This window comes from Acinetobacter sp. YH12251 (genome assembly GCF_013417465.1).
Taxonomy (GTDB): Bacteria; Pseudomonadota; Gammaproteobacteria; order Pseudomonadales; family Moraxellaceae; genus Acinetobacter; species Acinetobacter amyesii.
Window position 1 is genome coordinate 109,303 of the sequence record NZ_VPDZ01000011.1, and the last position, 11,641, is coordinate 120,943.

Sequence of the window (11,641 nt, forward strand, 5' to 3'; positions counted from 1 at the left end):
GGCATGGCCTCATTTGAATTTTTAGAAGATGATCAAAGCGACAGCAACGGTCAAGCCCGTTTCACAGTATTCGGTGTAGGTGGTGCTGGCGGTAACGCTGTGCAACACATGTTGGAATCAGATATCGAAGGTGTAAAATTTGTTTGTGCCAATACAGACAAACAGGCACTCGACCGCATGAATGCACAATTTAAAATCCAACTCGGCGAGCAAAGTACGCGTGGTTTGGGTGCAGGTGCAAATCCACAAGTGGGTCAAACTGCTGCTGAAGAAAGCCGTGAGTTGATTCGCCAACACCTTGAAGGTACGGACATGGTGTTCGTGACTGCAGGTATGGGCGGTGGCACAGGTACAGGTGCTGCGCCGGTTGTTGCTGAAATTGCCAAAGAAATGGGTATCTTAACTGTAGGTGTGGTGACGACTCCGTTTAACTTTGAAGGTAAACGTCGTCAGCAGTCTGCTGAGAAAGGTATTGAAGCACTTGAGCAACATGTTGATTCTCTGATTATTATTCCGAACCAACGTTTACTTAAAGTATTCCGCGATATTTCAATGAAAGATGCTTACAAAAAAGCAGACGACGTACTGTTAAATGCTGTACGTAGTATCTTTGATCTTGTCGTGCGTCCGGGTCATATCAACCTTGACTTCGCCGATTTGAAAACTGCGATGAGTACACGTGGTTATGCCATGATGGGTGCAGGTTCTGGTCGTGGTGAAAACCGTGCACGTCAAGCTGCTGAACAAGCGATCCGTAGCCCGTTGTTAGATAACGTGACCATCATGAATGCAAAAGGCATTTTGATTAACGTTACAGGTGGCGATGACGTAACCTTCGGTGAAATTGAAGAAATCACTGATGTGGTGAACCAAATTGTCGATCTTGATGAAGGTCAAGTGTTCTACGGTACGGTATTTGATCCAGATGCACGTGATGAAATTAGCGTAACGGTGATCGCAACGGGTTTAACTCGTAATTCTGCCGATTCTGCTGAGCCAGTGAAACGCCCTGTCGCACAAGCAACGCGTACAGTCGCTTCTGCACAAGTACCTGTAGATGAAGATGATGTGCCAGCGATTCAACGTCAGCACAATGAAGCAGCTCCAGCTGCAGCAGCGGCGTCAGCATCCAATTCACGCCCTACGCCAATGAGTATTCAAGACTATTTGAAAAATCAGCAGCGTAAATAACATAAATTCAATGACTTAAATGTCTGTTGATTACAAAAGGTAGCTGATCAGCTACCTTTTTGTTTTTTATCAATGGCTAAATATGCTAACGTATAGCGGTTTTGTGAACTGATGATAGAAGACACATGTTGAAACAACGTACCCTGAAACGCATCGTGAAAGCGAGTGGCATCGGACTGCATAGTGGGCAAAAAGTGATGATAAACTTTGTGCCACATCATGCCGATGGGGGGATTATGTTTCGTCGTATCGACTTAAATCCACCGATTGATATTCCAGCTGATGCTATGCTGATTCAAGAAGCATTCATGTGTTCTAACTTGGTGCAAGAAAATGCCAAGGTGGGCACAATTGAGCACATTATGAGTGCGATTGCTGGTTTAGGGATTGATAACCTGATCGTGGAAGTGTCGGCGTCTGAAGTGCCCATTATGGATGGGAGTGCCGGCCCGTTCATTTATTTGCTTATGCAAGGTGAACTACAAGAACAAAATGCACCTAAAAAATTCATAAAAATACGTAAACCTGTCGAAGCACTGATCGATGATAAACGTGCTGCCTTCCAACCCCATGACGGTTTCCAATTAAATTTTACGATTGATTTTGACCATCCTGCATTTAAGAAAGAATTTCAGTCGGCAACTATCGACTTTTCAACCGAAACTTTTGTTTATGAAGTCAGTGAAGCGCGGACTTTTGGCTTTATGAAAGATTTGGATTACCTCAAAGCCAATAATTTGGCTTTAGGGGCAAGTCTCGAAAATGCCATTGGCGTAGATGATAATGGTGTGGTCAATGAAGAAGGTTTACGCTTCTCAGATGAGTTTGTTCGTCACAAAATATTAGATGCCGTGGGTGATTTATATTTGCTCGGTCATCAAATTATTGCGAAATATGATGCCTATAAGTCGGGTCATGCATTAAATAATCAGTTATTACGCAATGTCAAAAGTGATCCAGACAGCTATGAAATTGTAACATTTGATGACATTAAAGATTGCCCAATTAGTTATGTGAATGTGACATAAGTCATTGTCTTATAATAGTGATGTTATATTGTATCATTTGCAAGTGTTAAGTCTGTCACATTCTGAATATTCAAATTTATCTGTTACAACTCGGTAGTTACTTTTTATTGCTTGCCAAACGCAGCATTGCTTGGCTAAGCTTAGGGTCGCTCACAAAGTCAGCAGCACTACGGAGTAAATCCTGAGTTTCTGTACTGAGGGTTCTTGAAATTTTTTCAGGGGAATGGGGCGTTGGAGACGGAGTTCTCAGACGAACTTGAATCTTGTGTAAATCCTTGAATTCGTATATTTGTGATAACTGTGCAATATATTGCTTTTGTAAATAGGCTAACTGACTTATCAGTGCCTGATTTTCTCCAGTTAATATAAGTACACCATTTATATAACAAACGACTTGCCATTGATCCGGTTGGGGCAATAGCGGTTGGACAATTTTCGTAAGCTTCTGCCATGCAGCAACTTGCGTTGAGAGAAACGAAAAGTTTCCTGTTTTTATGTGTTTTCTTGTTGGTTGAAAGACGTTGACAGGTTCTGACATACATATTTCCTACATGTTTATGTCTTAATCTTATGCGCTCCTTTTGGCTGATATCAAGGACGAAATCACACAAGGAACAAAAGAGAACAGTTTATAGAGGTTTTTTATGCATTTACGACGTATTTTATTGGCGTTTTCATTGGCTGCTTCGGCCGCTTCAGTCGCTTTTGCAGATTTAGTTGAATTAAATCAAGCAGATTCATCATCAGATCGTATTGAACAATTAACTCGCACTTTGTCTCAAGGTGCTTACTCTGAAAGCAATGATATTGATATTCCAGCAGAAACAAAGTTGAATGTTAAAATTCGTGAAAAATCAATTGAACTCAACAATGCGACAATCGCAAAAAAATACGGTTCAAGCAATTCCTCTAAAAACTATTCAGCAAGTTCAAATAATCCATATTCATGGTTAATTGCCCACCCACTTCCAGACATGAAGCGTGTAAGTTCAAACTATGGTGGTCGTACCATGGGTGGCCGTGCAGAAAATCATTCAGGTTTAGATCTTTCTGCGGCTAGTGGCACACCTATTTATGCAACGGGTCCAGGCATTGTAACAAAATCAGGTTGGGGCACAGGTTATGGTCAATATGTTGAAATTAACCATGGTAATGGTTACCTGACACGTTATGCACATGCATCACGCTTAATTGCACGTGTAGGCGACCGTGTTGCTGCGGGTGAGCATATTGCTAACGTTGGTTGTACTGGTCGTTGTACTGGCCCACATTTACATTACGAAGTAGTGAAAGATGGTCAACGTAAAAATCCATCAACGTATTTAGCGATGTTGCCATAAGCACATACAACATCGGTATACGAAGCCATTGTCTGAACCTCTACAGACAATGGCTTTTTTATTTATCGCTAATAACTATAAAATTATCATTTTAAAAAATATTGTCTGTATGAAAAATGGCGAAAATTGACCCAAAAATGTAAATTTGTGTAATTGTTAATCAATGAGTATTTAGTAAATAAATAACAGAGCTATTTCGTATTCATTTGTGGCGATAACTGAGCCTAGCCAAAATATGGTACTAATAGAGCCATATATTTAGCACATAGGATAGGTGAAGTATGGCGTTTTATGGCGATACAGATGCGCAAGAAACCCAAGAATGGCAGGACGCATTTGATTCAGTTTTACAGCACATGGGAACTGACCGCGCTGCATTTTTGCTTGAAAAACTCTATCAACAAGCGATTGCTAAGCACGTTCCCATTCAGCGACTAAATACTCCTTACTTAAATACCATTTCAGTTGAAGAACAGCCAGCTATGCCAGGTGATTCGGATATGGAGCGCCGTATTCGTGCGTTGATCCGCTGGAATGCCTTAGCGATGGTACTGCGTGCCAATAAAACAGGTGATGACTTAGGTGGTCATTTGGCAAGTTTTGCATCATCTGCAACTTTATATGACGTGGGCTTTAACCACTTCTTCCGTGCCAATAGCGACAGCTTTGGCGGTGACATGATCTATTATCAAGGTCACTGTGCGCCAGGTATCTATGCACGTTCGTTCTTAGAAGGTCGTTTGACTGAAGAACATTTAAATAATTTCCGTCGTGAAGTTGGCGGTAAAGGTTTACCTTCATACCCACATCCATACTTGATGCCAGATTATTGGCAGTTCCCAACCGTATCGATGGGTCTAGGCCCAATCATGTCGATCTATCAAGCACACATTCAAAAGTACTTGATGAACCGTGGCCTGATCAAAGAAGAAAACCGTAAAGTTTGGGCTTACCTCGGTGATGGTGAAATGGATGAACCTGAAAGTACAGGTGCCATTTCACTTGCAGGTCGTGAAAAGCTCGACAATCTGATTTGGGTCGTGAACTGTAACTTACAGCGTCTAGATGGCCCAGTTCGTGGTAATGGTAAAATTATTCAAGAACTTGAATCATTGTTCCGTGGTGCAGGCTGGCGCGTGATTAAGGTGGTATGGGGTCGTCATTGGGATCCGCTACTAGCAAAAGATGATTCAGGTGCCTTAAAAGCGGTGATGGAAGAAGCGGTCGATGGTGACTTCCAGCGTTATCAAGTGAAAGGTGGTGCGTATACGCGTGCACATTTCTTTGGTAAGTATCCTGAAGCTGAAGAGTTGGTGCGCAACTTAAGCGATGAAGATATTGATAACCTGAACCGTGGTGGTCATGACCCATTCAAAGTGTATGCGGCTTATGCCGAAGCGATGAAGGAAACGGGTCAGCCAACAGTTATCTTGGCAAAAACAGTCAAAGGTTATGGTTTGTCGGAAGAGATTGAAGCAGTCAATAAGACGCATCAAATCAAGAAAATGCAGCTTGAGTCGTTGAAATACGTGCGTAACCGTTTCAACTTGCCATTTACCGATGAACAGCTTGAAGAAGTGCCATTCTACCGTCCAAGTGAAAATTCACCTGAAATTAAATACATGAAAGCACGTCGTGAGGCATTGGGTGGTTATTTACCTGCACGTCGTAAAGAAAGCGAGCAGCTGGCGATTCCTGAATTGTCTGTGTTTGATACAGTATTGAAAGGTTCAAATGGTAAAGAGCAATCGACCACTATGGTGATGGTGCGTTTGATCTCTGCACTGCTTAAAGAAAAAGCGATTAAAGATCGTGTTGTGCCAATCGTACCGGATGAAGCGCGTACTTTCGGTTTGGAAGGTATGTTCCGTCAGTTAGGGATCTATGCTGCGCATGGTCAAAAATATACCCCTGAAGACCAAGAACAGTTGATGCATTACCGTGAAGCTAAAGATGGTCACATGTTACAAGAAGGGATTAACGAAGCGGGTGCGATGAGTGCTTGGGCTGCGTTAGGAACCAGTTATTCAACCAATAACTTGCCAATGATTCCGATGTATATGTACTACTCGATGTTCGGTTTCCAGCGTATTGGCGATATTGCATGGGCTGCAGGTGATGCACAGGCGCAAGGTTTCTTGCTCGGTGCAACTGCGGGTCGTACAACACTGAACGGTGAAGGTTTACAGCACCAAGATGGTCATTCACATATCTTGGCAAATACGATTCCAAACTGTATCTCTTATGACCCATGTTTTGGTTATGAGCTGGCAGTGATCGTACATGATGGTTTAAAACGTATGTACGTGAACCAAGAGCGCGTGTTCTATTACTTAACAGTAATGAATGAAAACTACGAGCACCCAGCTATTCCTGAAGGTGCTGAAGAAGGCATTAAACGTGGTATGTATCTCTTCGAAGAAGATGAGAAAGCAACGGTTCAGTTGATGGGTTCAGGTGTGATTCTGCGTGAAGTGATTAAAGCAGCGAAAATCCTTCGTGATGAATATCAAATTCATTCAAATGTGTGGAGCGTCACTAGCTTTAACGAATTAGCTCGTGATGGTATGGCGTGTGAAGAATACAACCGCCTACATCCATTGGCTGAAGATACGAAAGAAGCTTGGATCTCTCAATTACTTCGTGAAAAAGACGGTATTGTGGTATCGGCAACCGATCACATGCGTGCTTATAGCGAACAAATCCGTGCTTATCTTCCAGACAATCGTCCGTTCGTTGCATTAGGCACAGATGGTTATGGTCGTTCAGATACACGTGGCAACTTACGTAGCTATTTTGGTGTTGATGCCGCACATATTGTGGTAGCAACATTGAAAAAACTCGCGGATGAAGGCGAAGTTGATGCGCGTTTAGTCAAAGATGCCATCTCAAGCTTTGAACTAGATACTGACCGTCCAGTGGCATGGGCTCCGCAGGAAACGCCGGAACTGCATGCTGTGGCTGACTACAAAGAGGAGAACTAATCATGCGAATTACGACTCCTGATATTGGTGTAGATAAAGCAACGGTCGCTGAGATTTTAGTGAAAGTCGGCGACACCATTAGCGTTGATGACAGCATTGTGTTGTTAGAGTCTGACAAAGCCTCTGTTGAAGTGCCAAGCACTTCGGCAGGCGTGGTGAAAAGCATTGCAGTTAATCTAGGTGACAGTGTTGCTGAAGGTGCTGTGCTGATCGAGTTGGAAGCAGAAGGTCAAAGTACTGCTACCGCTGAGCCAGTACAAAATGCAACTGAAGACCAAGCAGCAGAACCAACTCCGGTTGTGGAAGCAGAACAAGCTGCAGCAGCACCTGTTGCAGCCAATGCTCCTCAGTCGCAAAGTGTCGATGTGCAAGTCCCTGATATTGGCGTAGAAAAAGCTACGGTAAGTGAGATTTTGGTCTCTGTTGGTGATGAGATTGATGTTGATCAAAGTATTATCGTGGTGGAATCAGATAAAGCGACAGTCGAAGTCCCAAGTACTGTATCAGGCCGTGTCGAATCGATCACGATCAGTGCTGGCGATGTAGTGAAAGAAGGTGTAGTGATTTTAACGGTGAAAACGGCGGCTTCATCTGCTGCGGTTGAATCGGCTGCTGTGCAAGAAACTGCACAGCCTGTTGCTGCACCTGTTGTTGCAGAAGCAACACCAGCGCCGTCTACGGCTACAGCGTCTGGACCTGTTGAAATTGCAGTGCCTGACTTAGGTGTTGATAAAGCAGCAGTGGCTGAAATTTTAGTCGCTGTGGGTGATGTGGTTGAAAAAGACCAAAGCATCATCGTGGTGGAATCAGACAAAGCAACGGTAGAAGTGCCAAGCTCTACAGCTGGTAAAATCACCGCGATTCATGTTCAGTTAGGGCAAAGTGTCTCTGAAGGCGTCGCTTTAGTGACGATTGAAGCTGAAGGTCAAGCTGTTGCAGCACCCGCGCCAGCAGCGAAACCTGCACCAGCTGTAGCACAGCCTGCGACAGTTGCACCTAAAGCTGAAAGCAAAGTTGAAGCAGCAGTACCGCAACCACAAGGCGCAGATAAGCTCACCAAAGAGCAAAATGCTGCCAATGCCAAAGTGTATGCAGGTCCGGCCGTTCGTAAGCTTGCACGTGAATTGGGTGTGGTTTTGGCAGAAGTCAAAGCATCTGGCCCGCATGAGCGTTTAATGAAAGAAGATTTGTTCGCTTATGTGAAAACCCGTTTGACCACTCCGCAAGCTGCACCTACAGCTCAAGTTGTGGCACAGGTTTCAGGTTTGCCGAAGTTGCCAAGTTTTGATGCTTTTGGTGGTGTCGAAGAGAAAGTTTTGACGCGTTTACAACAAGTGTCGATCCCGCAATTGTCTTTAAACAACTTTATCCCGCAAGTGACGCAGTTCGATGCAGCGGATATTACTGATCTTGAAGCTTGGCGTAATGATTTAAAAGCTAACTTTAAGAAAGAAGGTATTGGCTTAACCATTATGGCTTTCATCATCAAAGCAGTGGCTTATTTGTTGAAAGAAGAGCGTGAATTTGCAGGTCATTTGTCTGATGATGGCAAGTCAGTATTGTTACGTAATGAAATCCATATGGGGATTGCCGTTGCCACGCCTGATGGTTTGACCGTGCCTGTACTGCGTAATCCAGATCAAAAATCCATTAAGCAGATTGCAATTGAGTTGGGTGAGCTGAGTCAAAAAGCACGTGACAAAAAATTGTCGCCGAAAGATCTACAAGGTGCGAACTTTACCATTACCAGTCTGGGTTCAATTGGTGGCACGGCATTTACACCGTTGGTCAACTGGCCACAGGTGGCGATTTTAGGTATTTCACCTGCAACCATGCAACCTGTGTGGAATGGTGAAGGCTTTGATCCACGATTGATGCTGCCGCTGTCATTGTCATACGATCACCGTGTAATTAATGGTGCGGATGCTGCACGTTTTGCCAATAAGCTGACGAAGCTTCTCAAAGATATCCGAACTTTATTGATCTAATCTGACCTGTTTAAGTTTTCAAAATGAACCCTGCTTTGGCAGGGTTTTTTTATGGCGTGGTGGTGGTGGACTGACAAAGCCAGTCAGGAAGTTCGAGGGGTGAGGGGTAGAGTTTTAATGCTGAGTTTGCATTGAGGTTGTAGGTAAGTGGAAGCGTACGATGCGGGTGCGCCGTCGACCAAAGCTTATGTCGTAAATGTTCAAAGCGTTGGAAGTCTTTTAAAAATAAACCCCAAAACTTTTCATAATGCTCCAGTTCTTGCACATGTTGATGCTGATAAGCATGTGTTTGGCCCTGTTGGTGCTGAAAATCATAGCCCATCAGCCAAATACGCTGTGGTTGAAAGAGATGTGCGAGTGAATAGGCTTGAAGGCCGCAATTATTACCATAAACAAAGTGCGGTGAATGAAATAACTCCGCTTGCGTGTCGATGCGCACGGTTTTGAGATTGATCACTTCATGTTCAGGATATGGCCGGTTGTGACCTAAACCACATCCGCTAATGATGTCACCTTGAAAGCAGGCTTTGAGCATGGGTTGATACTGTAACCACCATGCATAGTCTGAATGATGGGCAATTTGAGCCTGAGGAAGTTGAAGAAAACTTTGATTACAGCAAATGATCAGCAGCTTTTTTGAGGGCTGAATGGTGGTTAAGTCAAAACTGAGCTGAGACGGGCCGCCTGCAATGATTAATACATCCTGCACATGCATATAGTGTTGAATAAATTCTTGAAATTTTTGATTATTGTTTTGCATATCAAATTGAGTCATCGAAAATTAAAATTGCGAAAACATGCATTCCTCGCTAGAATAGCATTACTTCATTGGGGAGTAGCCGCTTTTTACGCAAAGTAAAAAGGTGATGGTCAACATATTTGCTCTAAAACGAGCATGGTCATCATAGCAAAGAACCAAATGAGCTCTTCGTAGCTTTCTTTTGTTGGCAAGACCTTTGATTTATCACTCTGCACATTGGCTAGCAGGAGGGATAAGTCATCGGTATATGTTATTGCTAGCCAGAGAAATGCACCATGTTAACCGCTTTCTTCATTTCCCTTGCTGTTGTTGCCCTGTCAGAAATGGGTGATAAAACACAATTACTTGCCTTACTGCTTGCTGCACGTTTTCGTAAACCCGTTCCGATCTTAATTGCAATTTTTCTCGCGACTGTGGTGAACCACGGGGTTTCTGCTGTGCTGGGTCAATGGATTACCACCGTTTTAAGCCCAATCGTTTTATTGTGGATCGTTTCTCTGGGCTTTATTGCCATGGCGGTGTGGATGTTGATCCCCGATCAATTGGATGATGAATCTGAAAGTATCAATAAATGGCAAAAATATGGGGTTTTTGGTGCCACTTTCGTGTTGTTCTTCTTGGCTGAGATTGGAGATAAAACCCAAATTGCCACTGTTGCACTGGCTGCACGCTTTGACAGTATTGGCTGGGTGACTTTGGGGACGACATTAGGCATCATGTTGGTTAATGCGCCTGCGGTATTTATTGGGAACAAGCTAGCTGAAAAACTACCGATTTCACTGATTCATAAAATTGGCGCCTTGGTATTCTTGGTGATTGGTTTGGCTGCGTTGGCACAACACTATTTATTTTAAATACTAATCTCACCATATTAAAAATACATGAAATCCTGAGTTAAAAACTCAGGATTATTTGCCAATAAATGAGACCCAATTCACTGATATTTCAGATAATATTGGCTGAATATTTATTGTAAGTTTCCCTAAATAAATATATGTTATTCACCTATAGAATATATATTTTTTGATAAAAAATTTGGGGAATGGGAATGGCTTTCGAACGCACAACATCACAGGTACTTTATGATGATGGAAAGCATAAATGTATTAGCTTTACCAGTTTGGTAAAAGGCGAGGGCGTACAGGCGAACCAGTTCCTGATTTTGGATAATGAGCGTGCAGCGGTGCTTGATCCAGGTGGTGACTTGACTTATGTCCCACTGACTATGGAACTGAATAAATATACCCGTTTGACCAATCTTGACTATGTGATGGCCTCGCATCAGGACCCAGACATTATTACCTCGATGCCGCGTTGGTTGGTTTATACCGACGCCAAAGTGGTGGCATCTAAGCTGTGGGCGCGTTTCTTACCGCATTTAAACTCTGCATTTATGAGTGACCGAATGAAAGGCAACTGGTTGGATCGTCTGATCGAACTGCCAGATCATGGTCAGGTGATTGCATTAGGTAACAGTCATTTGGTGGCTGTTCCTGCACACTTCCTACATTCGGTTGGTAACTTCCAATTTTATGACCCGATTGCCAAAATTTTATTCTCAGGGGATATGGGCGCATCTATGGTGGATGATGCCTCTAAACCTTTAGAAAATTTTGCCGCTCATATTCCTAAAATGAAAGGCTTTCATCAGCGCTATATGTGTTCGAACAAAGTGATCCGTCTGTGGGTCAACATGGTACGGACGATGGATGTGGAAATGATCGTACCGCAGCACGGGACGCCATTTATTGGTAAAGAACAGATCAACCAATTCTTAGATTGGATCGAAACCTTACAATGTGGTGTCGATTTAATGGATGAGACAGTTTTTACTTGCCCAGTATAATGACTTGAAAATTTCAAAAAATAATTGAGTTTGCAGATAACATTTTTTAATATTTTTCGTCCATAAAATAAGCTTTTAGATGACGAGAATAGATAAAAATGTTGTCTCAAATACCGACTCAGGATGCATGTTTAACCTGTGGAGCATGTTGTGCTCACTATCGCGTTTCTTTTTATTGGGCAGAAGGGCTAAATATGCCTGAACATTATACGGAACCTGTGACATCGGTGTATTCATGTATGGTGGGTACGAATCAGGCAAATCCACGTTGTATTGCTTTGGGTGGAGAAGTAGGCAAACAGGTGAGTTGTAACATGTATGAGGCACGTAGTTCATCTTGTAAAGAAGTTCAAATCGCCGATGAGCAATGTAATAAAGCACGCATCGCGCATCAAATGATTCCATTGATCAGTATTCCACTGCATGACGCTGAAAATGACGAAGATTTCGATCAAGTCAGTTAAGGCTTTATTTCCAGAATAAATTTATTGAAATTAAGAGGTA

Annotated in this window: 10 protein-coding genes and 1 riboswitch; of the genes, 8 read left to right on the forward strand and 2 right to left on the reverse strand. The window is 43.0% G+C overall.

The window, feature by feature from the left end; genetic code table 11:
• Positions 1–3 precede the first annotated feature (3 nt).
• Both ftsZ and lpxC read left to right on the forward strand, forming a co-directional pair.
• Entirely contained in the window at positions 4–1,191 is a 1,188-nt protein-coding gene (ftsZ, locus tag FTV27_RS11445; protein ID WP_180078571.1) for a cell division protein FtsZ, read from the forward strand.
• A 125-nt stretch (positions 1,192–1,316) separates the two neighbouring features.
• Entirely contained in the window at positions 1,317–2,219 is a 903-nt protein-coding gene (lpxC, locus tag FTV27_RS11450; RefSeq protein ID WP_180078573.1) for a UDP-3-O-acyl-N-acetylglucosamine deacetylase, read from the forward strand.
• A gap of 97 nt (positions 2,220–2,316) precedes the next feature.
• Here lpxC and FTV27_RS11455 read toward each other — a convergent pair whose 3' ends face one another.
• Positions 2,317–2,757 carry a DciA family protein gene (locus FTV27_RS11455; RefSeq protein WP_078193214.1) on the reverse strand — a complete coding sequence of 147 codons (441 nt, stop codon included), beginning with the start codon at positions 2,755–2,757 and terminating at the stop codon, positions 2,317–2,319.
• A 106-nt stretch (positions 2,758–2,863) separates the two neighbouring features.
• On the opposite strand from FTV27_RS11455, the gene FTV27_RS11460 reads away from it, so the two are divergent.
• From FTV27_RS11460 to FTV27_RS11470, 3 genes are all read left to right on the forward strand, one after another.
• Positions 2,864–3,559 carry a M23 family metallopeptidase gene (locus tag FTV27_RS11460; RefSeq protein WP_078193213.1) on the forward strand — a complete coding sequence of 232 codons (696 nt, stop codon included), beginning with the start codon at positions 2,864–2,866 and terminating at the stop codon, positions 3,557–3,559.
• Between the two features lie 281 nt (positions 3,560–3,840).
• The gene (aceE, locus tag FTV27_RS11465) at positions 3,841–6,543 is read left to right on the forward strand and encodes a pyruvate dehydrogenase (acetyl-transferring), homodimeric type (protein WP_180078575.1); all 2,703 of its coding nucleotides are present in this window, start codon (positions 3,841–3,843) and stop codon (positions 6,541–6,543) included.
• Positions 6,544–6,545: 2 nt separating this feature from the next.
• Entirely contained in the window at positions 6,546–8,531 is a 1,986-nt protein-coding gene (locus tag FTV27_RS11470) for a 2-oxo acid dehydrogenase subunit E2 (protein ID WP_180078577.1), read from the forward strand.
• Between the two features lie 49 nt (positions 8,532–8,580).
• On the opposite strand, the gene FTV27_RS11475 is transcribed toward FTV27_RS11470, so the two are convergent.
• Positions 8,581–9,291: a methyltransferase type 11 gene (locus FTV27_RS11475; RefSeq protein WP_180078579.1), complete on the reverse strand. Its 711-nt coding sequence runs from the start codon at positions 9,289–9,291 to the stop codon at positions 8,581–8,583.
• Between the two features lie 58 nt (positions 9,292–9,349).
• Positions 9,350–9,492, forward strand: a riboswitch (yybP-ykoY riboswitch).
• A gap of 74 nt (positions 9,493–9,566) precedes the next feature.
• Here FTV27_RS11475 and FTV27_RS11480 point away from each other — a divergent pair.
• The 3 genes from FTV27_RS11480 (at position 9,567) to FTV27_RS11490 (ending at position 11,601) form a co-directional block, all read left to right on the forward strand.
• Positions 9,567–10,145 carry a TMEM165/GDT1 family protein gene (locus tag FTV27_RS11480; protein WP_078193209.1) on the forward strand — a complete coding sequence of 193 codons (579 nt, stop codon included), beginning with the start codon at positions 9,567–9,569 and terminating at the stop codon, positions 10,143–10,145.
• 194 nt (positions 10,146–10,339) lie between these two features.
• Entirely contained in the window at positions 10,340–11,137 is a 798-nt protein-coding gene (locus FTV27_RS11485; RefSeq protein ID WP_111884468.1) for an MBL fold metallo-hydrolase, read from the forward strand.
• Between the two features lie 98 nt (positions 11,138–11,235).
• Positions 11,236–11,601 carry a YkgJ family cysteine cluster protein gene (locus FTV27_RS11490; protein WP_078193208.1) on the forward strand — a complete coding sequence of 122 codons (366 nt, stop codon included), beginning with the start codon at positions 11,236–11,238 and terminating at the stop codon, positions 11,599–11,601.
• Positions 11,602–11,641 lie beyond the last annotated feature (40 nt).

Bases quoted from the DNA above. Each gene is read 5' to 3' on its own strand.
- FTV27_RS11490 (WP_078193208.1), top strand. From the start codon at position 11,236: ATGTTGTCTCAAATACCGACTCAGGATGCATGTTTAACCTGTGGAGCA.
- lpxC (WP_180078573.1), top strand. From the start codon at position 1,317: ATGTTGAAACAACGTACCCTGAAACGCATCGTGAAAGCGAGTGGCATC.
- FTV27_RS11455 (WP_078193214.1), bottom strand. From the start codon at position 2,757: ATGTCAGAACCTGTCAACGTCTTTCAACCAACAAGAAAACACATAAAA.
- FTV27_RS11480 (WP_078193209.1), top strand. From the start codon at position 9,567: ATGTTAACCGCTTTCTTCATTTCCCTTGCTGTTGTTGCCCTGTCAGAA.
- FTV27_RS11475 (WP_180078579.1), bottom strand. From the start codon at position 9,291: ATGCAAAACAATAATCAAAAATTTCAAGAATTTATTCAACACTATATG.
- aceE (WP_180078575.1), top strand. From the start codon at position 3,841: ATGGCGTTTTATGGCGATACAGATGCGCAAGAAACCCAAGAATGGCAG.
- FTV27_RS11470 (WP_180078577.1), top strand. From the start codon at position 6,546: ATGCGAATTACGACTCCTGATATTGGTGTAGATAAAGCAACGGTCGCT.
- ftsZ (WP_180078571.1), top strand. From the start codon at position 4: ATGGCCTCATTTGAATTTTTAGAAGATGATCAAAGCGACAGCAACGGT.
- FTV27_RS11485 (WP_111884468.1), top strand. From the start codon at position 10,340: ATGGCTTTCGAACGCACAACATCACAGGTACTTTATGATGATGGAAAG.
- FTV27_RS11460 (WP_078193213.1), top strand. From the start codon at position 2,864: ATGCATTTACGACGTATTTTATTGGCGTTTTCATTGGCTGCTTCGGCC.